The 24,681-nt window shown below is 37.8% G+C and carries 18 protein-coding genes and 1 other annotated feature; of the genes, 6 read left to right on the forward strand and 12 right to left on the reverse strand.

Translation table 11 applies throughout. The features are described 5' to 3' along the window. Nucleotides 1-106: 106 nt before the first annotated feature. On the reverse strand, nt 107-1,156 hold the full coding sequence (locus LT143_RS06235) for an ATP synthase beta subunit C-terminal domain-containing protein (protein WP_246941271.1): 1,050 nt from the start codon (nt 1,154-1,156) through the stop codon (nt 107-109). A gap of 125 nt (nt 1,157-1,281) precedes the next feature. Then, a complete protein-coding gene (tyrS, locus tag LT143_RS06240; RefSeq protein ID WP_246941273.1) occupies nt 1,282-2,544 on the reverse strand; it encodes a tyrosine--tRNA ligase in 1,263 nt (420 codons plus the stop codon). Between the two features lie 84 nt (nt 2,545-2,628). Then, nucleotides 2,629-2,844: a binding site (T-box leader), on the reverse strand. Between the two features lie 166 nt (nt 2,845-3,010). Between tyrS and LT143_RS06245 the strand changes: the two genes are divergently transcribed. Beyond that, nucleotides 3,011-5,971 carry a transglycosylase domain-containing protein gene (locus tag LT143_RS06245; RefSeq protein WP_246941275.1) on the forward strand — a complete coding sequence of 987 codons (2,961 nt, stop codon included), beginning with the start codon at nt 3,011-3,013 and terminating at the stop codon, nt 5,969-5,971. Between the two features lie 128 nt (nt 5,972-6,099). Here the strand turns inward: LT143_RS06245 and acsA are convergent, their stop codons facing one another. Further along, nucleotides 6,100-7,818 carry an acetate--CoA ligase gene (acsA, locus tag LT143_RS06250; protein WP_246941277.1) on the reverse strand — a complete coding sequence of 573 codons (1,719 nt, stop codon included), beginning with the start codon at nt 7,816-7,818 and terminating at the stop codon, nt 6,100-6,102. 384 nt (nt 7,819-8,202) lie between these two features. Between acsA and LT143_RS06255 the strand changes: the two genes are divergently transcribed. The 3 genes from LT143_RS06255 to LT143_RS06265 all read left to right on the forward strand — a co-directional run bounded on the left by LT143_RS06255 (nt 8,203) and on the right by LT143_RS06265 (nt 10,700). Further along, the gene (locus LT143_RS06255) at nt 8,203-8,835 is read left to right on the forward strand and encodes a GNAT family N-acetyltransferase (RefSeq protein WP_246941538.1); all 633 of its coding nucleotides are present in this window, start codon (nt 8,203-8,205) and stop codon (nt 8,833-8,835) included. Between the two features lie 82 nt (nt 8,836-8,917). Then, nucleotides 8,918-9,550: a CBS and ACT domain-containing protein gene (locus LT143_RS06260; protein ID WP_246941279.1), complete on the forward strand. Its 633-nt coding sequence runs from the start codon at nt 8,918-8,920 to the stop codon at nt 9,548-9,550. Beyond that, entirely contained in the window at nt 9,543-10,700 is a 1,158-nt protein-coding gene (locus LT143_RS06265; protein WP_246941281.1) for an acetoin utilization protein AcuC, read from the forward strand. Before LT143_RS06260 ends, LT143_RS06265 begins: the two co-directional genes overlap by 8 nt. 76 nt (nt 10,701-10,776) lie before the next feature. On the opposite strand, the gene ppsA is transcribed toward LT143_RS06265, so the two are convergent. From ppsA to LT143_RS06280, 3 genes are all read right to left on the reverse strand, one after another. Then, a complete protein-coding gene (ppsA, locus tag LT143_RS06270) occupies nt 10,777-13,146 on the reverse strand; it encodes a phosphoenolpyruvate synthase (protein ID WP_246941283.1) in 2,370 nt (789 codons plus the stop codon). Nucleotides 13,147-13,624: 478 nt separating this feature from the next. Further along, on the reverse strand, nt 13,625-14,623 hold the full coding sequence (ccpA, locus tag LT143_RS06275) for a catabolite control protein A (protein ID WP_272495698.1): 999 nt from the start codon (nt 14,621-14,623) through the stop codon (nt 13,625-13,627). A gap of 231 nt (nt 14,624-14,854) precedes the next feature. Next, nucleotides 14,855-15,931, reverse strand: coding sequence for a bifunctional 3-deoxy-7-phosphoheptulonate synthase/chorismate mutase (locus LT143_RS06280; protein WP_246941285.1), 1,077 nt, complete (start codon nt 15,929-15,931; stop codon nt 14,855-14,857). A gap of 177 nt (nt 15,932-16,108) precedes the next feature. Between LT143_RS06280 and LT143_RS06285 the strand changes: the two genes are divergently transcribed. Continuing rightward, nucleotides 16,109-18,247 (forward strand): cell division protein FtsA, encoded by a 2,139-nt coding sequence (locus LT143_RS06285; protein ID WP_246941287.1) that lies wholly within the window; start codon nt 16,109-16,111, stop codon nt 18,245-18,247. 42 nt (nt 18,248-18,289) lie between these two features. On the opposite strand, the gene LT143_RS06290 is transcribed toward LT143_RS06285, so the two are convergent. From LT143_RS06290 to LT143_RS06310, 5 genes are all read right to left on the reverse strand, one after another. Next, complete coding sequence (locus tag LT143_RS06290) at nt 18,290-19,654, reverse strand: amino acid permease (protein ID WP_246941289.1); 1,365 nt, start codon at nt 19,652-19,654, stop codon at nt 18,290-18,292. 39 nt (nt 19,655-19,693) lie between these two features. Beyond that, nucleotides 19,694-20,032, reverse strand: a complete 339-nt coding sequence (locus LT143_RS06295) for a hypothetical protein (RefSeq protein WP_246941291.1) — start codon at nt 20,030-20,032, stop codon at nt 19,694-19,696. 225 nt (nt 20,033-20,257) lie between these two features. Further along, nucleotides 20,258-20,584 carry a bacillithiol system redox-active protein YtxJ gene (gene ytxJ / locus LT143_RS06300; protein ID WP_246941294.1) on the reverse strand — a complete coding sequence of 109 codons (327 nt, stop codon included), beginning with the start codon at nt 20,582-20,584 and terminating at the stop codon, nt 20,258-20,260. Nucleotides 20,585-20,610: 26 nt separating this feature from the next. Further along, complete coding sequence (locus LT143_RS06305; protein ID WP_246941296.1) at nt 20,611-21,033, reverse strand: YtxH domain-containing protein; 423 nt, start codon at nt 21,031-21,033, stop codon at nt 20,611-20,613. 2 nt (nt 21,034-21,035) lie between these two features. Continuing rightward, entirely contained in the window at nt 21,036-21,497 is a 462-nt protein-coding gene (locus tag LT143_RS06310; protein WP_246941298.1) for a DUF948 domain-containing protein, read from the reverse strand. A 224-nt stretch (nt 21,498-21,721) separates the two neighbouring features. Here LT143_RS06310 and LT143_RS06315 point away from each other — a divergent pair, with 224 nt between their 5' ends. Beyond that, a complete protein-coding gene (locus tag LT143_RS06315; protein WP_246941300.1) occupies nt 21,722-22,837 on the forward strand; it encodes an aminopeptidase in 1,116 nt (371 codons plus the stop codon). Nucleotides 22,838-23,166: 329 nt separating this feature from the next. Here the strand turns inward: LT143_RS06315 and murC are convergent, their stop codons facing one another. Then, nucleotides 23,167-24,465, reverse strand: coding sequence for a UDP-N-acetylmuramate--L-alanine ligase (gene murC / locus LT143_RS06320; RefSeq protein ID WP_246941302.1), 1,299 nt, complete (start codon nt 24,463-24,465; stop codon nt 23,167-23,169). Nucleotides 24,466-24,681 lie beyond the last annotated feature (216 nt).

The following is a 24,681-nucleotide window of genomic DNA, read 5'->3' on the forward strand; positions in this document are numbered from 1 at the left end:
TGCGAGTTTAGCTAATATTCTTGTGACTTTTTCATTTTTCTTGCCAGTTTGCCTCTTTTTCTTGCGGTCCAAAAATAGAGTGTTGCGCTTTCTAATCAGATGCTTTTTACTTAGAGAGCTTCCCTACATAGTTCAACTCATCCACTTCCTGTGAATCAGTTACTCCGTCTAATATTTTCCGCACGTCATTTAACGTATCTACTAAGTCCACTGACTCTCCCTTTTTCCCAGTGAACAGTTCAGCTACATAGAATGGTTGCGTTAAATACGCTTCAAGGCGTTCACCTCGTTTAAAGGTTTGGATCTCGGATGTCGGAAGCGATTGTACTCCATTTACATTCACTAATGAGCGAAGTTCACGGTAGCGTCTGAGTAGTTTTTGAGCACGTTGTTGAATGGATAGATGTTGTTGGTCTAGGTGTGCGCCTTCTAGCACGGATGAAGTGGAGTAAATAGGATTAACTGCTGGAAACTTAAATCTTGCGGATAGGTCTGCATCGAATTGTAGAAGTGTCTCAAGTGGACCGTATGGTAAATCTTCATCAACAGCCTCACCTCTTAAGTCAAGTAACATAGTGGTAATAGAATCTATACCAATATCCTGGAGTCGTTGTTGAAGGTCATAGATTTTTCCTGACACCACATGACTGCGATCTGATGCGAATATCACTTCATGATTTTTCCCTTTAACAGCTAGCTGTTCATAAGCCTCATCAATGTCTTTCGCAACAATATCCACATATTCTAGGATGTCATCTAATTCTTTGGATTCTGTTTCTGGCATGAGTAATGCTGTTAAATATCCTTCTTTTTTCAATCTATAAAATAATTCAGCAAGTACGACAACCTGCCCCATACCTGGTCTTGCTACTAAACCGATCGTTCCACCTTTTGCTAACGGAGCAAATAAATCTAACACCTTGATTTTCGTTTCAATCATGTCAATTTTCTCCCCTCTAATGATTAGCTCATCCAAACTACATTCAGCTAAATCTGCTAAAGCCACCAGTGTCCGAACCTCAGATCGACCAATTGGTATCTTTCCAGTACATAAATTTGAAACGGTTGCCGGTCGTAATCCCACTGACTTTGCTGCACTTGTTAAATTTGGTACCCTTCTTCTCAATAAAGCTACATTCAGCCTTAAGTCTTCCATTTTTTAACACCCCCTTACTTTAAAGAGTAATATATTTTTCGTTTAAATACAATTACTTTATAAAATAATTTTTATTACTCCTAAAAGTAAAAGCCACCTCCTAAGGAGATGGCTAATTTACGACACTATATAAACTTAATTAAGTAATACTTTTTCTTCCCGCGTCGAATGACGGTGTATGCACTTTCAATACGCTGGTCTTCCGATACGACAAAATCTACTTCCTGAATTCTTTCACCGTTGATATAGATTGCACCATTTGAAATATCCTCACGTGCTTGACGCTTCGATGATGAGATTTTACTTTGTACTAATAGATCTACAAGACCTGGCTGTTCAGAAGCAGGAATTTCAAAAGAAGGAACATCCTTAAAGCCTTCTTTAATTTCTTCTCCTGTTAAATCACCAATACTTCCTGAGAATAATGCTTCTGAGATTCTTATAGCTTGTTTTAACGCTTCTTCTCCATGAACAAAAGTTGTAACCTCTTCAGCTAAACGCTTTTGTGCAGTTCTTCTTTCAGGTGCTTCTACCATATCTTGTTCAATTGCTTCGATCTCTTCTTTTGATAAAAACGTAAAGCATTTAATAAACTTCATTACATCTCGGTCATCTGTGTTAATCCAGAATTGATAAAACTCGTATGGAGAAACCTTTTCACGGTCTAACCAGATTGTTCCTGACTCCGTTTTACCAAACTTTGTTCCATCCGCTTTTGTGACAAGTGGAGCGGTTAAACCAAAAGCCTTCGAATCTTCAACTGATTTACGAATTAATTCAAGTCCAGCGGTAATATTCCCCCATTGGTCACTTCCACCAATTTGAAGACGAACACCTTGTGTTTCGTATAGCTTTAAGAAGTCATACGACTGTAAAATCATGTAGCTAAACTCTGTAAAAGAAATACCTGCATCAAGTCTTGACTGAACAGAATCCTTAGCCAGCATATAGTTTAAACCGAAGCTTTTTCCTACATCACGTAAAAACGAGATGACGTCAAGCTTACCAATCCAATCAAAGTTATTGGCGATGGTTGCAGGATTAACAGCATGTTCAAAGTCTAAGAAACGCGATAATTGCATTCTAATCTTTTCAGTAAATTGTTCAACCACTTCAGATGAGTTAAGCGTTCTTTCATTTGCTTTACCACTTGGATCTCCAATTAATCCTGTTGCACCTCCAACCAATGCAACCGGGGAATGGCCTGCCAGCTGAAAGCGACGTAACGTTACAATTTGCAACAGATTACCAATATGAAGACTATCAGCAGTTGGATCAAAACCACAGTACAGTTTGATCTTTTCCTCGCTTAACACTTTTTCTAACCCTTCTTGATCTGTAACCTGATGAATAAGTCCTCTGAACTCTAAATCCTTTAATAAATCCATACTCCTAAACCCCTTTCTTGTTATGAAGCAAAGAACCTTTGTCCTATCCTTAAATAGAGATAAAATAAAAAAACTCCTCCCTAAAAAAGGGACGAGTTATAGTCGCGGTACCACCCTTGTTGAAAGTAAATAAATACTTTCCACTCAGACAAATTAACGGTTTCACCGTCTTCTGCTACTTGATTTCACAAAAGATGCTCAAGGACGTATTTCATGTGCTAATTTGTACTGATTCTCACCAACCATCAGCTCTCTTAAACAGTGATTAACTCCATTACTTATTCCTATCATTGCTTTTCACTATTAAATTCATATACAAATTAATACCATAATAAACAAGTTCCTGTCAAACTCCTCCCTTAAAACATATCACTAAATGGTTTATTTTTCCTATAATATGTACTGCTGTGTATATAAAACTACAATTGTTATGTGCTATAATAGTAGGTGATTTAGGGGGAGTGTTATGAAGATTAACAAATCAATGATAAAAGAATACTTGCAAACCTTTAAAGACATCATCGTAAGTAAGAATACAACTAAGTTCTTTTCTGTTACTTACAAGGTTTTTTGGAATTTATTTTTAGTTTTTTTAGTTATAGGATTAATTGGTGCTTTCTTTGCCGGAGGAGTAGGGGCTGGGTACTTTGCTTCCCTTGTTAAGGACGAGCCTATTAGAAGTTATGAAAGTATGAAAAAAGATATTTACAACTACGAAGAGACTTCAGAAGTATACTTTGCAAACAATGTTTACTTGGGCGAGCTTAGATCTGACCTATACCGTGAAGAGGTAACATTAGACAAAATCTCCCCATTTTTAATGGACGCTGTCATTGCTACAGAGGATGAATACTTCTATCAACATAATGGTGTAGTACCTAAAGCGATCCTTCGTGCGTTATTACAGGAAGTAACAAATGCACAGACACAAACGGGTGGAAGTACACTAACTCAACAATTAATTAAGAACCAAATTTTATCTAGCGAAGTTTCATTTGAACGTAAGGCAAAAGAAATCCTTCTAGCCATGCGTTTAGAGCAATTTTTTGAAAAAGAAGAGATTATAGAAACCTATCTTAATGTAGCAACATTCGGAAGAAACAGTTCAGGAGATAATATTGCAGGCGTAAAAACAGCCGCCCTCGGAATTTTTAATATTGATCCTAAAGAGCTAAACCTTGCTCAAGCTGCCTTTATTGCAGGACTTCCACAAAGTCCTTTTGGTTATACACCCTTCACGAATGCAGGGGAAATCAAAAACAATTTAGAACCTGGCTTAGAGCGAATGAGAACTGTCCTAAGCAGAATGCTTAAAGCAGAAAAGATAACGTTAGAGCAATATAATGAAGCGCTAGCCTTTGATATAGTTGGTAGCTTCGCGAAACCAAAACCATCACCTACTGAAGATTATCCTTGGTTAACAGCCGAGATTGAATTAAGAACAAAAGAAATACTAGCAGATAAGCTAGCTGAAGAAGATGGATATGAAAAAGCTGATTTACTTAATGACAGTGAGCTATATAACTCTTATTTAAACTTAGCTGATACAAAAATGAGACAAAACGGCTACCGTGTTTATACAACGATTGATAAAGACATCTATGATCGTATGCAAACTGTAGCAGAGGAATTCCAATACTACGGACAAGACAAGATGGAAGAAAAGAAAAATAAAGAAACAGGTGAGATGGAAAAGGTACCTGAACCGGTTGAAGTAGGTGCCGTTCTCATTGAAAATAAAACAGGTAAGATTATTAGTTTCGTTGCTGGTCGTGATCATCAGCGTGAGCAAACGAACCATGCTTTACGAGCTAAACGTCAAAATGGTTCTACAATGAAACCTCTTCTGGTATATGCACCAGGTATGGAATTAGGGCAAATTCAGCCGGGTACTGTGTTTGTAGATGTTGAATTTTCTATAAAAGCTGGGCCAGACATGTGGAGTCCTAAAAACTTTGGTGGGAATCACTATGGACTAGTCTCAGCTCGTACATCACTTGCTAAATCCCATAACGTCCCGGCTGCTATTGGGTATACAAAGATTGTTAATCAACGACCAACTACCTTTTTAGAAAATATGGGCTTCACAAGTCTTACAGAAGGTGATCATACAAACTTAGCGATGTCACTTGGTGGGATGGAAGCTGGTGTAACAGTTGAAGAAAACGTAAACGCATATGCAACTTTTGCAAATGGCGGGAAGTTCATTGATGCTTATATGATAGAGAAGATTGAAACAAAAGATGGAGAAATCATCTATCAGCATGAAACGGAAGAAGTCGAGGTATTCTCTCCTCAAACAGCTTATTTAACCATTGATATGATGAGAGATGTAATAAGAGGTGGGACAGCTGCAGGCGTTCCTTCTATGTTAAACTTCTCTTCTGACTGGGCTGGTAAAACGGGTACCTCCCAGGAATATCGTGATTCATGGTTTGTAGCTACAAATCCAAATGTAACATTCGGTACATGGATTGGATATGACACGCCTAAGCGTTTAGAAGCATATAAAGGACTCTCTTACTCTAAGAGAGGTCAAATGATTTGGGCACAACTAATGAACGCAGCTTATGATGTTAGACCTGAACTAGTTAAATCAAACGATACATTTAAAATGCCAGGTGGCATAGTAAGAAGATCGTATTGTACGATTTCTGGATTACTCCCTTCTGCGTTATGTTCAGAAGCAGGCTTAGTTGAAACAGATATTTTCAACTCTAAATTTGTACCAAGAAAAGAAGATGATACGTTAGAAAAAGGTAAATTTGTCATGATTGGCGACAAAGCGTATCGTGCTCTTGATTCCTCTCCAGCAGAATTTACGCAGGATGGAGTCATGATTAAGAAGGAATTCTTGGAAGAAAACAATCTTAAGAGTGCTGAAGAATTGATGAAATTACTTGCTAAAGCAGCTACTTTTAAAAATGTAGTAATTCCTGAAGAAGAGCCTCTTGCAGATAACGGTTCCGCACCAAGTGCTGTTGATAAGGTAGCCGTTTCAGGCAGTAAATTAACATGGGCAAAGCATGCTCATAACGACATCATTGGATTCCGAATTTACCGAGCGGAAAACTTCTCCGATAAGTTTGTGAAGGTTGGAAGTATTTCGATTAATGACTTCATGACAAATGGTGGTTTCCCCATTAATTCTGGTGTTGCAGCCTATTATGTAACAGCGGTAGATATAAGCGGAAAAGAAGGTAAGCCTTCAGCACATGCTTTAAAAGGTGAATGGATGAAGGAAAAGCCTCCTGAACCAGAACCGGAGCCTGAAGAGCCTGAAGAACCAGCTGATCCACCTGCTGAAACCCCTCCAAGCAATGGCGGTGGAGGTAACACCGGTGGCAGTGGTAATACTGGAGGTAACGGTGGTAATACCGGTGGCACTGGTGGTAATACAGGTGGTAATGGTAATTCTGGCGGTTGATAAAACATCTATAATCTCATTAAGATAACCTATGACAAAGAGTCATAGGTTATTTTTTCATTCAAGCCCTTAATTCTCAAAGAAATTAATAAGCCCCCGATACTCACAATGTATCGGGGGCTTTACCATTAATCCTCTAATGTAGACAGATCTCCTGTCGGTAGGTTCAACTCCCACGCTTTTAACACACGTCTCATGATTTTTCCACTACGTGTTTTTGGAAGTTTATCTTTAAATTCTATTTCTCTTGGAGCTGCATGAGCTGCTAGACCTTTTTTAACAAATAATCTAATTTCCTCTTTTAGTTCTTCTGACGGTTCATAGCCTTGTCGTAAAGCAATGAATGCTTTTATAATTTCACCACGAACAGGATCTGGAATACCAATGACTCCAGCTTCTGCAATGGCAGGGTGCTCTACAAGTTTACTTTCAACTTCAAAAGGCCCAACTCTTTCACCAGATGTCATAATGACGTCATCTACACGGCCTTGGAACCAGAAATATCCATCTTCGTCCATATAAGCCGAATCTCCTGATACATACCAATCACCGGGCATAAAATAAGATTCATATTTTTGTTGGTTATTCCAAATGGTATACATCATAGAAGGCCATCCTTTTTTGATGGCTAAGTTCCCCATTCTGTTCGGAGGCAACTCATTACCTTGATCATCTACAATTGCTGCATGTACACCTGGAATTGGTTTCCCCATAGAACCTGGCTTAATTTCCATACTTGGATAATTACAGATTAACTGTGCACCTGTTTCAGTCATCCACCAAGTGTCATGAATTCGAAGATTGAATACCTTCATTCCCCAACGAACTACCTCTGGATTTAACGGTTCTCCAACACTTAAAATGTGACGTAAAGAGTTTAAATTAAATTTCTTTACGACTTCATCACCAGCACCCATTAGCATTCTAAACGCGGTTGGGGCACTGTACCAAACCGTTACACCGTAGTCCTCAATCGTCCCATACCAAGCTTCTGGACTGAATCTACCACCCACTACAACATTAGATGCTCCAACAAGCCATGGTCCAAAGATACCGTAAGAAGTACCTGTTACCCAGCCTGGGTCTGCTGTACACCAATAAATATCCTCTTCTTGTAAGTCTAGTACCCATTTAGCTGTTTGATAGTGCTGAATCATGGCATTCTGAACGTGTAATACTCCTTTTGGCTTTCCTGTTGAACCAGAAGTGTAATGAAGAATAAGTCCATCTGTTTTAGTTAACCATTCAATTTCAAGATACTTACTAGCATCGTTCATTCTCTTATAATAATCAATGAATACTCCATCTTCTCTTACATCATCGCCAACTAGAATAATAGACTTTAAAGAAGGTAGATCCTCTAGTGGTACTCTCTCTAATAATGATGGCGTTGTTACTAATACTTTTGCTTCACTATCTAGTAGACGGTCTTTTACAGCACCTTCCATAAATGCTTCAAATAACGGCCCTACAATGGCACCAAGCTTCAATGCACCAAGAACCATAAAGTATAGCTCTGGAGAACGTGGCATGAAAATGAAAACGCGATCTCCCTTCTCTACATCAGCTGATTGCTTTAAAACATTTCCAGCCTTATTAGAGTTTTCCATCATATCTTTAAAAGTATATTTTTCATTGCGAGTAGAGTCTTTGTAATAGAGTGCTATTTTATTCTTTCTTGCCGTTTCAACATGCTTATCAATCGCCTCATAGGCCATGTTCATTCGCCCTGTTGAGTACCAAGAAAATTCCTTTTCTACTTCATCCCACGAAAATTGATTTTTCGCATCATCATAACTTTTTAAATTAAAATTACCCTTTATCACAGGAAGCGCTTCCAATTTCATTTCTTCATTCTCCCCCTTTTATGTAATCATTTCCATTATATTATAGTATAAAAATAAGTTTTTCTCAATTTTTAAAAAACTTAAAGTACTGAATTTTGACTCTTTCCTAGTACCTTGTTGCTTATCAACCTCAACTATTTAAGCACGAGCTCACTTTAATGCAACAAGACACTTAGAAAAAAGCAACTTTCTAGATGTTATGTACATCACATTATGCTAGCGGGTATTTGTTACGAAGGTAGCAATATATATGAAATCAGCTTTAATATTAAAAATTCCGATATTGAAAACGCTTTACTTCTCTTCTCATCAGTATAATAATAGAAGTAGACACTGGTTAACGTTAAAAAATTGTTAGCTAAAAACTTTATTGGCGGTGATGTAATGCTTCATAAAAAAACATACAACGCAATGGAATTAAAAACACAACATGGCAGTCTAATTATAGAAGGACCTATCCCGTCTGACAAACTAGCATCCTATGAGTTTCATGAGGATCTAACCTCCTTCCGAATACCAGAACAGCAGCATAAAGCACTTGTTGAAATAGCAAAACTTCCAGAAGGAAGAATTATCATAGCTAGAGACCATCATACCGTAGTTGGTTACGTTACCTACTTATACCCAGATCCTCTTGAGCGCTGGTCAGAAGGTAAGATGGAGAATCTGATTGAGCTTGGTGCAATAGAAGTCATACCAAAATATAGAGGTAAATCTGTAGGGAAGAATCTTCTTACGGTTTCCATGATGGATGACGCAATGAATGATTTCATTATTATTACAACAGAATATTATTGGCATTGGGACTTAAAAGGTACAGGTCTTAATGTATGGGAATATCGAAAGGTTATGGAAAAAATGATGAACTCCGGTGGACTTGTATGGTTTGCCACAGATGATCCGGAAATTAGCTCTCATCCAGCTAATTGCTTAATGGTGCGTATAGGTTCACGAGTGGATCAAGACTCTATTCAACAATTCGATAGACTAAGATTTAGACATCGGTTTATGTACTAAGCAATCTACCAACTACTCTTCTTTTTCGGATATTCTCAAATGGAGAATAAACCATGCAAGCTTGATCGGAAGGAGGATCTAAATGATCGTCGATGAAATCATGAAGAAAAAAGTGATAACGCTGTTATCTACTGATACGATCAGAAAAGCGAAATTACTAATGTTGGAAAACGGGATACGTCATCTTCCAGTTGTAAACGACCAACAACAAGTCATTGGTCTAGTAACAAGGTCAGATTTATATCAATATTTCCTCACGAGTGGGGATGAAGAAGATCGAGCAGTTATTGCTGATGTGATGAATACAAAGGTCATAACTGGACATCCGTTAGACTTTATAGAGGAAGTTGCTGCTATATGCTTTGAAAGAAAAATTGGTTGTCTTCCTATTACTGAAAATAACAAGCTAGTTGGTATTGTCACGGAAACTGACTTACTACATACATTTGTGCAGCTGACAGGTGCCGATCAACCTGGTTCCCAAATTGAAATTAAAACTTCTACAATTTCAGACGTATTAGCGGAAGTTACAACTGTAACAAGAGAACTGCACTTGAATATTCTAAGTGTTATTGTTTATCCAACTACAAACGCTGAAAAACAAACATTAGTACTTCGTATTCAAACAAAAAATCCTCTTCCATTGATTGAAAAACTAAGGGCTAAACAGTATGACGTTCTCTGGCCTAGATTACCAGGTGCTACATATGAGTAATCATTCGGTATTTATTCATTCAAATCAAATCGAAGAGTATAAGTTTAATGAGAACCACCCTTTTAATCAGATTAGGGTGACCACGACTAAGGATCTACTTGAATGTACTCAATTGATAACTCCTACGGATATCGTTGAACCTCGGATGGCAACCGATGATGAATTAGCTCTATTTCATGATTCAGCTTATATTCAAGCAGTGAAAAGTGCTAGTATTGGAGAACTCTCTGAAGAAACAGGTATAAATTATGGGATTGGAACTGAGGATACACCTATCTTTCCTAATATGCATGAGGCAAGTGCAAGGCTTGTTGGGGGAACACTAACTGCTGTTGACTATGTCATGAGTGGCAAGGCACTTCATGCTCTCCATCTTGGGGGTGGTCTACACCACGGTTTTAAAGGAAAAGCTTCAGGTTTTTGTGTTTATAATGATATTGCGGTTGCAATCAAATACCTTCAACAAAAATATCAGTTAAAAGTACTATATGTAGATACTGATGCCCATCATGGTGACGGGGTGCAATGGGCTTTTTATGATGACCCGACCGTTTGTACGCTTTCCATTCATGAAACAGGTCGTTATCTATTCCCTGGTACCGGAAATATTTACGAAAGAGGATACGGAGTCGGATTTGGTTATTCCTTTAATATTCCATTAGATGCCTTTACAGAAGACGATTCCTTTTTAGATGCTTATGAACAAGCTCTAACGGAGATAGCAGCATATTTTAAACCGGATATTATTATTACGCAGAATGGAGCAGATGCGCATTACCATGATCCCCTCACTCATCTATCCTGTACGATGAAACTTTATGAGGCCATCCCTAAACTGGCTCATAAAATTGCTCATCAGTATTGCCAAGGAAGATGGATAGCCGTTGGTGGTGGAGGATACGATGTTTGGCGAGTCGTACCTCGAGCATGGTCAATGGTTTGGGCTGAAATGGTTGAACAGTCCTCCGTCTATCAAAAAGAACTTCCTATAGAGTGGATTAATAAATGGCAATCTAAAGCTCCTGTTTCCCTTCCAACTACTTGGTTTGATCCTAGTAATCTAGTAAAGCCAATACCAAGGAAGGCTGAGATTAATGAAAAAAATAGTCTTACTTTAAGTAAAGCTCTAAGTGTAATACGTTCTGTTTGACCATCTAGTAGATGGTCTCTTCTTTTTTGACCTAAAAAGGACAAGGTACTTGTCACCTTGTCCCCACAACAATATTTTAGTTTTTTCTTACCTTATTTAATAGAATTTTTTGTTCTGCACTTGCTACTAAACGACGTGTGAAGGCTACTGTATCAGGGTTAACACTTACGCTGTCAATACCAGCGTCTATTAAGAATTCTGTGAAATCAGGATATAAGGATGGACCTTGACCACAAATTGAAACGGTTTTACCGTATTTATGTGCAGCTTCAATTAACTTCTTAATCGCTCTCTTCACAGCGATATCACGTTCATCAAAATATCCCATGCTATTTAAGATGCCAGAATCGCGGTCAATTCCTAAGATTAACTGAGTTAAATCGTTGCTACCGATACTAAAGCCATCTACCAATTGAGCAAATTCCTCAGCCGCAAAGATAACAGATGGTACCTCTGCCATAATCCAAATCTTAAAGTTTGGTCCTTGTACAAGACCTTCTTCCTTCATAATTTCCTTTGCTTCTTCTAACTCCCAAACTGTTCTCACAAAAGGAAGCATGACATACACATTGGTTAAACCAAATTCATCTCTTACCTTTTTAATAGCACGGCATTCTAAACGGAAGCCTTCACGATATTGAGGAGAAATATACCGTGACACTCCACGCCAACCTATCATTGGGTTCGCTTCAATTGGCTCTACCTCTTCTCCTCCCTTAAGACCTCTAAATTCATTAGTTCTAAAATCACTTAAACGAACAACTAAAGGTTTAGGGAAAAGCTTTTCTGCAACCATCGTAATTCCTTCTGACATTTTCTCAATCAACACGTCACCCTGACCTGTTTTTAGTAGATACATAGGATGAGCACCAATCATATTTGAAAATATAAATTCCGTTCTCATTAAGCCAATTCCATCAAATGGTAAGTACTGATATTTATCAATCATGGAAGGCTCGCCAAGGTTCATGTATACCTTTGTACCCGTGATTGGTGCGAATTGTTGCATAAACATTGGGTCCATCATATACCCACCAGAAGTCGTTTCAGTTTGGGGTTTTACTTTCTCCTGCATGACTAACCCTTCATAAACCACTCCACGAGTCGCATCTACCGTTACTTCCATGCCGTCTTCTAAAATCTCAGTGGCATGATTTGAACCAACGATACAAGGAATGCCAAGTTCACGAGAAACGATGGCAGCATGACAAGTTCTACCACCTTCATCCGTAACAACTGCTGCTGCTCTTTTCATGGCAGGAATCATATCTGGATTTGTCATAATGGTCACCAGGATGTCGCCTTCTTGTACCTTAGCAAACTCCGATATATGATGGATTAACCTTACTTTACCTCTAGCGATACCTGGAGAGGCAGCAAGACCCTTTACTAATGCATTTCGTTTTGTCGTTGCTGAAGTTTCCATTTTATCCTCTTCCTTTTCCTTTAAAGTTGTGATGGGTCTTGCCTGAAGAATAAATAATTCTTTTAAATCATGATCAAACGCCCACTCGATATCCTGTGGTGCATGATATACTTCTTCTATTTGTAATGCCTGCTCTGCTAACGTCAAGATTTGGTCAGATGATAAGCACTGTTCTTTTACCTTTGAAAAGCCAAGATAATCTTGAACCGCTACTTCCGCCGTCCCACTACCAATGTCTCTTTTTACCACCATCACATTTTTACTTGCAATATACGTTTCTATTAGTTTTTTCGTATCCTTATCCACAATGTATTCATCAGGAGTAACAATACCTGAAACAACTGCTTCACCAAGACCCCAGCTAGCATTAATCATAATTTGATTACGCTCATGTGTAACTGGGTTGGCTGTGAACATCACTCCAGCTTTTTCACTATCGACCATTTTTTGAACAACTGCACTCAAAGATACCTCGAAATGATTAAAGCCTTGATTTTGACGATAGTAGATAGCTCTTGCCGTCCATAGAGAGCTCCAACATTTTTTAATGTGTTCCATTACATCAATGGCACCTTTAACCTCTAGGTAAGTATCTTGTTGTCCGGCAAAAGAGGCCTCAGGAAGATCCTCAGCCGTAGCCGAGCTACGAACCGCAACAGGAACATTCTCTTTTCCGATCTGCTCACAAAATGTGTTATACTCTTCTTCGATTTCAGCACGAATGATTTCAGGTGTTGAAGTTTCTTCTATTAATGTACGAATTCGTTTACTTGCTTCTAGAAGCTGCTCCGTGTTTTCATAATCTAATTGATTAATAGTTTCTTCTATTTGAGGACTAATCCCGCTTACTTCAATAAAGACTTTATAAGCCTCTGCTGTAACGCAAAAACCAGGAGGAACATTGATGTTATTCTGAGTTAATTCACCTAAGTTTGCACCTTTTCCACCAACAAGTTGAATATCATTCTTACCAATTTCATTAAATCTCAAGATATAGTTATATTTGGTCGCTTCAGCCATCATTTGTACCCCTTTTCTTTATCAAAGATATTACATGTTAATTTGATAATAACACAATTTATTTTAATTGTGTTATACTTTTTATATATTTACACTAAAAATTATAACATTATTAAATAAATAATTTGATTGTGACACAATAAAAGACTGAGCGAGGAAATTTCTCCTTGCTCAGCCTTTTTTTAAGGCTCTTTTCTAAAACTTTGTTGCTTTCTAACCTACTTTATCTGAAGTTAAGCTAACCTTTAACGAATAAATTCCGTATATATCCTTTAGAAAAGAGCAACTGTCTAATTGAAAAGCAGTTGACATTAAACTATTTAGTAAATATCCGGCTTCCTGAGATTTTTACGAAAGCAACAATCTATACGAAAAGAGCCTTTTTTAAAGAGCATCGTTACAGCTTTTTAGGTGTTTAAGTACACACAATATAAAAAAGCTAATTATGATATATGACTCATAATTAGCTTTGATCGGTTTATTTTGTTGATTTTCGATACTCGATTCGATGAGGAAGAACAACAATATGGTCCTCCACATTTTCTTTATTCATAAGCTTCGTTAATAGTCTCATCGCTACAGCTCCAATGTCATACATCGGCTGAACGACAGTTGTCAACTGTGGACGTACCATTGTCGCTAGACGAGTATTGTCAAAGCCAATTACCTCAATATCATCTGGGATGACCTTACCCATGTCTTGAGCGCTATGAATGACACCTAGAGCCATTTCATCTGTCGCAACAAAGATTGCCGTTGGTGGTGTTGAAAGCTCTGTTAGTTTTTCAAACGCTTCAATTCCTGAATCGTAGGAGTAATCACCTTCCACCACATACTCCTCTTGAAACTCAATACCTTTACTTGCAAGAGCACTACGGTATCCTTCAAGCTTTTCATCTTGATTAATTAAATCATGAAGTGGCCCTGAAACAAATGCTACTCGTTCATGACCTTTCTCAAGTAAATGAGTCACTGCATCAAAGGCAGCCTGCTTGTAATCAATATTTACAGATGGCGTTTGCTTACTTTTTTCGATCGTTGCAGCAAGCACAATTGGTACAGGTGATTTTTTGAATTCCTCCACATGATCTTCCGTAATGTTTCCACCCATAAACACAATTCCATCAACCTGTTTCCCAAGCATTGTGTTTAATAAGTGCAACTCCTTGTCCTTATTTTGGTCAGAGTTACTTAAGATAATATTGTACTTATACATCGTTGCAATATCTTCAATTCCGCGCGCTAATTCCGCAAAGAAGATGCTTGAGATATCCGGGATAATTACTCCTACTGTTGTTGTTTTCTTACTTGCTAATCCTCTCGCTACTGCATTAGGACGATAGCCTAATCTTTCAATAGCTTCTAGAACCTTTTTCCTTGTAGCCGGTTTAACATTTGGATTACCGTTCACAACTCTTGAGACAGTAGCCATTGAAACATTGGCCTCTCTGGCTACATCGTATATTGTAATATTCAATGTAAGTGCTCCTCCTTATAATAATGAAATCAAATTATGTAAAATTAAACCATTATCATCGTTTTTGTATGTTACTAATAATACGATACAAATGCCTTTACCGCAACGTATTTACTATGATTTATCCACTTCCAAGTATTAAAATTCAGATTTATGACAAATTTTATTCCGAGATTAATGTTTTTTGAAAATAATAAAACCTTTCACTATTTTTAGTGAAAGGTTAAGTTTTTATGCTTTAACTGGCATAAATGCTTGTAATTCATTTAAGAAGTGGTTAAATTGCTCAATATTCATCTGCTGGGCAGAATCTGAAAGTGCAACAGCTGGATCTGGATGAACTTCTGCCATGATTCCATCTGCCCCAATCGCTAATGCAGCCTTAGCAGTAGGTAATAATAAATCCCTTCTTCCAGTGGAATGTGTCACATCCACCATAACTGGTAAATGGGTTTCTTGCTTTAAGATCGGCACAGCTGAAATGTCCAATGTATTTCTTGTTGCCTTTTCATATGTTCTAATTCCTCGTTCACAGAGAATAATTTGTCCATTTCCTCTTGAATTAATATATTCTGCAGCATTAATGAATTCTTCAATCGTTGCCGCTAGTCCACGCTTCAATAGTACCGGTTTATTTACAGAACCAGCCGCCTTTAATAATTCAAAGTTCTGCATGTTTCTTGCACCAATTTGAATGACATCAATATAATCAATCGCTGCTTCAATGTCGGCAGGATTTACAATTTCACTAATGACAGCTAAATCATATTCAGTTGCCACTTTCTTTAATATCTTTAACCCTTCTAAGCCTAAACCTTGGAAGTCGTATGGTGAGGTTCTCGGTTTAAATGCTCCTCCACGTAGAAGCTTTAGTCCCCTTGCCTTGACAGCCTCTGCAACCTTTGCTGTTTGCTCATAGCTCTCAACCGCACAAGGTCCAAACACAAAGTGAGGCTTACCATCTCCAATCAGTTCGCCTTTAACGTTAACAATTGTATCCTCTGGCTTTTTCTTTCTAGAAACCAATAACGCTTTTCGGTGATCGTTTTCTTGTAATTCTAATCCTGCTTTGAATATCTCCTTGAATATATGTTGAAGAGTCGAAGTTTCAAACGGTCCTTCATTCTCATTAGCAATCTTATCTAGCATGTATCTTTCCCGCACTGGATCAAATCGATTTGTACCTTGTGTTTCCTTTACTTTTCCTATCTCTTTCACAATTTTGGCACGTTCATTTAACAGCGTTAATAGCTTTAAGTTCACATCATCCAATTGTTCTCTTAACTGATCTAGCTCAACATTACTCATCTCTGTCATCCTTTCTTTCTATCTGTTTAATTAACTCTCAAAGTATGGTACATTTTGATTAATTAGCATTTATTATAAACGATATGTTAGTGAATGTCACGACATCCACTTCATCAGTTAAACGCTTTTAAGCATTAAAGTATTTTATGCATGTTTTAAGGTAGAGGTGAAACCATTTTGCAAGAACAGCCGTTGATATTCTCTCTTGATATAGGGACCAGGTCTGTAGTCGGACTAATTATGAAAAACATAGATGGAATTTATCATATTATTGATAACGAAACAATTGAGCATGTTGAACGTTCAATGGTAGATGGTCAAATCCATGACGTATTATCTGTCTCAAATGTTATTGCACAAATTAAGAATAGGTTGGAAAAGAAGCATGGTCCGCTTAGTAAAGTATGTGTTGCCGCAGCTGGTCGTGCTCTTAAAACAGAACGAGCAAAAGTAAGCATTGATATTAAACGAAAGCCGATTATTCTAAAGGAAGATATCCTACACCTTGAATTAAGTGCTGTCCAGCAGGCTCAGTTCGCCCTTGCTTCAAAATACATGGAAGAAAAAAGTCAACACTATTATTGTGTAGGCTACTCAGTCATGCACTATCAATTGGACGGAGAAGACATTGGAAACTTACTAGATCAACAAGGTGAAGAAGCTTCTGTTGAGATTATTGCTACATTCTTACCTAAAATAGTGGTGGAGTCATTACTATCTGCCTTGCAACGAGCAGGCTTAGAAATGGAGGCCCTAACACTCGAGCCAATTGCAGCTATCAATGTATTAATACCACCTTCTATGAGGAGATTGAATGTTGCCCTTGTTGACATAGGTGCTGGTACATCAGACATCGCGATAACGGACGAAGGCACGGTCGTTGCTTATGGAATGGTACCTGTCGCTGGAGATGAAATTACAGAGGCACTTAGTGATGAATTTTTATTAGATTTTCCTCTAGCAGAAAAAGCGAAGCGTGATCTGCACACTCAAGAAATGATAACAATTGAGGATATATTAGGTTTTGAAACCGATGTACCAAGGCAAGATGTTATTGATAGGATTTCAGAATCCATTAATCGTTTAGCCTATTCCATCTGTCAGGAGATCCTACGTCTAAATAAGAAATCTCCTAAAGCAATCATGCTTGTAGGAGGTGGGAGTTTAACTCCTGAATTACCACTTAGAATAGCAAATATGCTAGAACTCCCCGAAAATAGAGTAGCTATTAGAGGGATTGATGCTATTCGTAATATCCAGCTACCAGACCATATATTAAAAGGGCCAGAACTGGTAACTCCTATTGGAATTGCCATTGCGTCAAACCAAAGTCCTGTCCAATATCTAACTATTTATGTAAATGAACGCCCAGTGAGATTATTTGATATGAAGCAGTTGACAGTAGGAGATTGTATACTGGCAGCAGGCTATAATATGAAAAAACTTTACGGAAAGCCGGGTATGGCCCTTATGATTACTTTAAATGGTAGAAAGGTAACCATTCCAGGTGATTATGGGAAAGCACCAGTGCTGAAACAAAATGGAGAGACCTGTACACTTGACTCAAATGTAAGGAATGGTGATCAACTTATCGTTGAAAAAGGGGAAGATGGTAGCCCACCTTCTATTACTATTGGTGAATTACTCGATGAGCCTCCTATTAAACAAATGTCGCTTAATCAGCAAACGATTGAGATTAGAGCAAGTATATACAAAAATAGTCTCTTAGCAAGTGGAAATGACCTGGTACATGACCATGATCAAATTGACTACCACTTTCCAGAGACTATTGAACAACTTCTACATTTTTTAGAGTTAAACGAATGGTTGCAGATCATGAAGGACTTTACAGTGCAATTAAATGGAAGAAAAATAACCCTTCCTTCCTACCAAGGAAAGATCTTTAAAAATGGCAAAGTAGTCTCAGCCACGACTTCCGTTGACTATCACGATGAGATTGAAATTAAAGATGGACAACCTTTATTACTTAAAGATTTTGCTGAACTACAACAATTAGAACTCACAAGTTCCATGACCGTTTTCTTTAGAGGAGAACAGCTAACATTAACAAGGGAAAACATGAAAGTTATGAAGGATGGTCAGCCTGTAGAACATTCTGATGTTATTAATAATGGAGACTCTCTACAAACCATTCTCCATTCTACAAGCCCTTTTATTTTTCAAGATCTATTTAGGTTTATTGACTTACAAATTCCGACTCACGGTATTAGTGGCTTTAAGCTTTTGCGAAATGAACGAGAAGTAGGTTTTGATGAGAATCTCACACCTGGTGACTATTTGGATATTGTATTTTAATATGACTATTTGAAAAAGGAGCCCAGTGGCTCCTTTTTATGCTTAGTTCGACTCGGCATGTTTCCATACTTTTTTTTGCATAATTAGTGTAACAATCGCGATAAGTAGAACAAATCCTGCACTAAACACAAGCCCTAAACGAATGGTCTTCTCCACAAGTGTTCCACTTATGGCGGCAATAATGAGAATAATCCCAATCATACCAGTTATTTTTCCCCATGCCTTCACTTTCAAAATGCGTAAAGCAGATATAATAATAAATGCCCAATTTAATAAGATTAAAATACCTGCTGCAGTTGTAATGTATTCATAGATCTTCCCCGGTAATAAAAAGGCTGTAATAATAGATGCGATTAATCCGATTGTAGCGAGCACAAGCGACGGCAACGGCAGGTCCTTCCATTTCTTTACTTTCTTTGAAAAGAGCTTTGGTGCATCTCCACCGTCAGCTAATGTCACCAATAAAGTCGTAACCCCAAACAAAGCCGCTGTCATAGCTGAAAAGCCAGCAATAATAATGGCTCCGTTAAACACATGAGGAAAGAAATCAAGATTATAAGCAGATAATGCTGTCACGAATGGACTTTCTTTATCTGTAAACGCTCCATGTTTGGCTAGAATTACAGCAAAGAAGAGAGAAAGTACATAAATAATGACGAGAAGGATTAACATGATAATTCCTGCCTTAGGCGCATCCTCTTTTTTCTTTAGATTCGTTGCTAGGAGACCAATAACCTCAATTCCTCCATAAGCATAAAAAGCGTAGATTAATGATCCCCAGAAACCCTTTAGTCCTTCGGGAAATATTTCTTCTCCCGTGTTAGGAAAACTTGGCATCTTAGCATCTCCGTGAATCCAACCAAATAAAGCAGCTGCAGCTAGGATAATAAACATTATAATTGCTGCTGTTTTAATAATAGCAAATAAGTTTTCAACACGATTGAATCCATTACTCCCTGTTAAAACAACAAGAATGGATAATACCGCATAACCCGAAGCAAAAATCCATAACGGAACGTCAGGAAACCAAAATCTAGATAGGATAGATAATGCCGTCAACTGACTCCCCATAATTAAAATATTTGAAGCCCAGTAGTTCCATCCACAACTAAAACCAGCCCATCTGCCATACGCTTTATTGGCATAATAACAAAATGAGCCATCCTGTGGGTCTTGAGCTGTCATTTTTGCCAACAAGTTATAGACGATATATGTTCCGATTGCAGCCAAAAGAAATGAAAAAACAATCGAGGGGCCGGTAATCTTAATTCCAATGGCAGATCCAAGGAAAAAACCCGTACCAATTGTACAGCCCACCCCAACCAATGATAACTGCCACCATTTTAACGTACCTGTTCCATCTTCTTGATCTGAACACGAATCCTCATTAGGAACAAAAAAATCCAAACCTAGCTCCTCCCTCGGTATAATTTTATTTATTGTTGTTTAATCCTTTGAATCCTTCTCATTCTTTAAACCTGGCATCGTTCGATACATCTGAGTATGAAGACTTCCCTGAACAATAAACTTCGTCATAAACGCTGTCATCAGCTGTTTATACTCTTCATCCTCAAACATTTTCTTACTCTGAAGCTCCATTTCAGCTAATCCCTCAAACACAGAAACAAATGCATACTTAAAATCATCACCAGAAATCGGAGACAACAACTCAATCTGATGATCATAATGCTCATTTCTAAAATTCTGGATCGTTCTCACATTCTTAATCGCTTCACTCAATTGATCTTGTTTCAACTCAAACGTTTGATACACATAAACTGACATATGCTTCCCTCCACAGTCGATTGACATCTTTGCTTAGATTAACCTGTAAGAAAGTGATGCATTCAAAAACTCGACCACTAAAATATGGATAACCCCGCAAAGTGACTCCAGGTGACAGGCACCACCCGAATTTTGTCGAATACGCCAGGTGACAGGCACCACTCGAATTTTGTCGATTGCACAAAAAAAGAGCCAAATCAGAATGATTTAGCTCTTTTTTGATGATTAGCCAATTAAGGCTTCCGTCAAAGAACGGTTTGTTATTTTCCAATGCGAAGCGTTCCAGATGACTTCACCATTTTTAAAGTGTAATGCTTGAGGAGATTCGTGTTTAACTCCATATGTATCTGCTATATAAGTTGATAATGGTCGATCCTCTTGGACATATAGATAGTATGTCGGGATAGTTGAGTTTGCTTCAACGAATAGATGATATTCATCAAAAGCAGCGAGACTGACTGGACAGGTTAAGCTGTGTTTGATGAATAAGAAATCATGTTCTTCATTGACTAACTTCTCAAATTCTTCTACAGTTGAGATTCTTGTTTTCATTGCTGCTCCTCCATTACATACGATGATTAAAAGTTTTGTTTCTCATTTAGTGCAGTTGCCACTTCATCTTGATTAGAGACTTCTTCTATAAGCTCTACACCTTCGTTTTCTTCTACATCTGAATCTTCTTGTGTTTCATCCGCTTGAGTAAGTACTTGCTCTTTTGCAGTTTTTACTTTATCAACTACTTGAGAAGATTGCTCAGATACAGCTTGCGTTAAGCTAATCGTTTTTCTTTTTGCATAATCCGCAAATTCTGACCCTTTTTCCAGAGCGATTGAGTTGTATTCATTCGTTTTATCCTTTAATACCATTGCCTGTTCGCTTAGGTCATCTCTTAGTTCTTTGCCCGATTTCGGAGCAAGGAATAAGGCTGCAGCTGCACCCGCTAAGCCCCCAATAAATGCACCTAATACAAATTTACCTGAACCACCTTGATTGTTAGCCATTATTAAACTCCCCCTTCAAATTCTCGTTTAACTTCAACTTGATCTACATTTCTTCTCTTTTGCTTCCATCTATTCCAAACATCGATGGCTGCATTTCCCCATTGAATAGCTTGTGTCACTTTTTCGCTATTTAATTCTGCTTTTTGTGAAATTGAGGTTGATACATTTTTAATAGAGACATTAAACTTATGTACAGAATCACCAATTTCCTTCACCGAGTGTACGACTGAATTTAAAGCTTCTGACTTTTGTTGTAAATCCTCAGCCAATTTATTTGTTTTCGCAAGTAAATCGGTTGTCTCCTTGGTTACCCCTCTCATTTGCTTTTCTAGGTCAGCAATTGTCCCTGACATTTGTGTTAAAGAACCTTGTAGAGCTGATAATGTCCTAGACAAGTAAATCACTAAAACTAAAAATGAAATAGCTACAATAGCTGCACTCACGTAGAGTAAATTAATCCACACACCTGTGACCCCTTTCTAAAGCTTGTTTCATCTATACTAACTTTACCCATAACTAACGTATATGAAACATTATACTCATAAGCAAGTAGAAAGTATAAATCTTTTGTTTACACCTTCTATATGAAAATAGATATTCCTTCTTTTATATCGAATTTTATAACACAGCATTTTTCTTACGTTTCGGTTACAATATTTATATATTACATAAAAGGGTGTGTACAAAAATGAAAGATCCCAGAATACAAACTTTAGCAAAGAATTTAATTAATTACTCATGTAGATTACAAAAAGGTGAAAAAGTCTTAATTGAAAATTTCGGCCTTCAAAAAGAGCTTGTAACAGCATTAGTTAAAGAAGCTTACGCTGCAGGAGCTCACCCATTTGTATCATTAAAAGATGCAACAGTAGATCGCTCGCTACTAATGGGAGCGCAGGAAGAACAGTATGAAATGATGGCTCAATTTGAAGCAAACGTTATGAGCGAAATGGACGCTTACATAGGGCTTCGCTCAGGTGACAATATCTCCGAACAATCTGACGTACCTAGTGACAAAATGGCTATACACGGAAAAACAATTGGGAAAAAAGTTCACCGTGAAATTCGTGTACCTAAGACAAAATGGGTCGTTCTTAGATTTCCTAATAACTCCATGGCTCAATTAGCTAAAATGAGCACAGAAGCATTTGAAGACTTTTACTTCAATGTCTGTAACCTAGACTACGGAAAAATGAGCAATGCCATGGACAGCCTTGTAGAGTTGATGAACAAAACAGACAAGGTGCGTATTACAGGTCCAGGAACTGATCTTTCATTCTCTATTAAAGATATCCCAGCCATTAAATGTGCTGGAGAAATGAATATCCCTGATGGTGAGGTATATACAGCACCTGTAAGAGATTCAGTCAATGGTGTGATTACGTATAACACCCCTTCACCATATCACGGTTTCACTTTTGAAAATGTGAAGCTAACGTTTGAAAACGGAAAGATTGTGGATGCAACAGCAAATGATACAGAGCGCATTACTAAAATATTTGACACAGATGAAGGTGCTCGTTACATTGGGGAGTTCGCAATTGGAGTAAACCCTTACATCCTACACCCAATGCAGGATATTCTGTTTGACGAGAAGATTGATGGAAGCTTCCACTTCACACCAGGTCAAGCATATGAAGATGCTTGGAACGGAAATAATTCTAACATCCACTGGGACATGGTTAATATTCAACGCCCTGAATATGGTGGTGGGGAGATTTACTTTGATGATGTATTAATTCGTAAAGATGGCCGATTTGTCGTGCCGCAACTTGAGGCATTAAACCCAGAGAACTTAAAATAATTCTTTTGTACAGGACAAAAACGAGGTGATACTACCTCGTTTTTTGTTTTGGATCGCAGAAAGTTTGCACTTTACCTACATGTGCTCCTTGTTGAAAACTAATTTATAGCGTTTATGCGTCTTTCTCGGATTTTATGCGTCAATTTTTTCATATATGCGTCAAATCCAAAATATATGCGTCAAATAACAATTTTATGCGCGATTTTCAAAATATATGCGCCTACAAGGAAAAATCAACCAAATCAAAGTGCTCTTTACGCATAAATTGGTGCTCTCTTTTGAACCAGTCAAAAAGACATACAATCCACTCGAGATTGTATGTCCTCCCTTTACACATATGATTTTTCGTAAGCATCTTGGAACTTCTGAATATCTCCAGCTCCCATAAAAATCAAGACACTATTATGATGGGATCTCAAAATATCAATGCTATCTTCAGAAATTATACTTGCATTTTCAATTTTTCTTTGCAAGTCCTCAATCTTCAACTCACCCTGTTGCTCTCTTGCAGATCCGAAAATATCACATAGATATACCTTATCTGCTAGTTTTAAGCTATCCGCAAATTCCTGCAAGAAAGTTTGCGTTCTAGTAAAAGTGTGAGGCTGGAAGATCGCGACTACTTCACGATCCGGGTACTTTTGATTAGCGGCTTCGATCGTTGCCTTAATTTCAGTTGGGTGATGAGCATAATCATCAATTAGCGTTTGATCGCCCACATTCTTTTCTGTAAAGCGACGCTTCACACCTTTGTGCGTTTTTAATTGTTCAGCAATGGATTCTGCAGACATCCCTTCGTAATGGCATAATGCAATAACCGCAAGGGAATTTAGAACATTATGATTACCGAAAGCAGGGATTTCAAAGGATGCATAATAATTATTACGAACAAAAACATCAAAGGCTGTGCCTGTAGTTGATTTCACAACATTTCTTGCCTGAAAATCATTATCCTCATCAAATCCGTAAAAAATGACTGGAACATTGGCTTGGATTCTCTGTAAATATTCATCATCACCACAAGCAATGATTCCTTTTTTCACTTGTAAGGCCATCTCTTGAAAGGCATCAAAGACATCCTCAATATCCTTAAAATAATCTGGATGATCAAAGTCAATATTCGTCATAATGGCATAGTCAGGATGGTACGATAAGAAGTGACGACGATATTCACATGCCTCCACCACAAAATACTTACTACCAGCTGTTCCTTTCCCCGTACCATCACCAATAAGATACGAGGTTGGATAAGAACCTGAAATAACGTGAGCCAGTAATCCTGTTGTGGATGTTTTACCATGTGCCCCCGTGATTGCGACAGTCGTAAACTTCTCCATGAATTCACCTAGAAATTTTGGGTACCTAATAACAGGAATGCCTTCCTTTTCGGCTTCATCTATTTCCTCATGAGTATCTGGATAAGCATTACCAGCAATAACGGTCATTGGGGGTTTTATGTTCTCACGATTAAAGGGTAGAATAGGAATTCCCCGCTCTTCTAGTGCTGCTTGCGTAAAAAAGTATTTCTCCACATCCGAACCTTGTACTTGATAGTTCATATCATGAAGCACTTGTGCTAAAGGGCTCATTCCAGACCCTTTAATTCCTACAAAGTGGTAAACTGTCATATAAAGAACCTCCAATATTCAATCAAATGCAACGGTCTATCTGTAAGACAGTATATGTAATTTATCTAATTTTGCGATTGTCCAGTATTCCGAGCATACTACGTGTAAAACACCCTACCTATTATAACATTGATTTTCTGTTTACACACTCATGCCAAAAGTAGCAACTTATCACTAGATCGATCGCTGGTCTTATAGGCTTACTGGATGAAAAAA

It is taken from the genome of Bacillus pinisoli, assembly GCF_023036475.1.
GTDB lineage: Bacteria > Bacillota > Bacilli > Bacillales > SA4 > Bacillus_BS > Bacillus_BS pinisoli.

Bases quoted from the DNA above. Each gene is read 5' to 3' on its own strand.
- LT143_RS06245 (WP_246941275.1), top strand. From the start codon at position 3,011: ATGAAGATTAACAAATCAATGATAAAAGAATACTTGCAAACCTTTAAA.
- LT143_RS06280 (WP_246941285.1), bottom strand. From the start codon at position 15,931: ATGAGTAATGTTGAGCTAGATCAGTTAAGAGAACAATTGGATGATGTG.
- ytxJ (WP_246941294.1), bottom strand. From the start codon at position 20,584: ATGAAAACAAGAATCTCAACTGTAGAAGAATTTGAGAAGTTAGTCAAT.
- LT143_RS06255 (WP_246941538.1), top strand. From the start codon at position 8,203: ATGCTTCATAAAAAAACATACAACGCAATGGAATTAAAAACACAACAT.
- LT143_RS06295 (WP_246941291.1), bottom strand. From the start codon at position 20,032: ATGTCAGTTTATGTGTATCAAACGTTTGAGTTGAAACAAGATCAATTG.
- acsA (WP_246941277.1), bottom strand. From the start codon at position 7,818: ATGAAATTGGAAGCGCTTCCTGTGATAAAGGGTAATTTTAATTTAAAA.
- murC (WP_246941302.1), bottom strand. From the start codon at position 24,465: ATGACAGTTTACCACTTTGTAGGAATTAAAGGGTCTGGAATGAGCCCT.
- LT143_RS06265 (WP_246941281.1), top strand. From the start codon at position 9,543: ATGAGTAATCATTCGGTATTTATTCATTCAAATCAAATCGAAGAGTAT.
- LT143_RS06305 (WP_246941296.1), bottom strand. From the start codon at position 21,033: ATGGCTAACAATCAAGGTGGTTCAGGTAAATTTGTATTAGGTGCATTT.
- tyrS (WP_246941273.1), bottom strand. From the start codon at position 2,544: ATGGATTTATTAAAGGATTTAGAGTTCAGAGGACTTATTCATCAGGTT.
- LT143_RS06235 (WP_246941271.1), bottom strand. From the start codon at position 1,156: ATGGAAGACTTAAGGCTGAATGTAGCTTTATTGAGAAGAAGGGTACCA.
- LT143_RS06260 (WP_246941279.1), top strand. From the start codon at position 8,918: ATGATCGTCGATGAAATCATGAAGAAAAAAGTGATAACGCTGTTATCT.
- ppsA (WP_246941283.1), bottom strand. From the start codon at position 13,146: ATGGCTGAAGCGACCAAATATAACTATATCTTGAGATTTAATGAAATT.
- LT143_RS06315 (WP_246941300.1), top strand. From the start codon at position 21,722: ATGAAAGATCCCAGAATACAAACTTTAGCAAAGAATTTAATTAATTAC.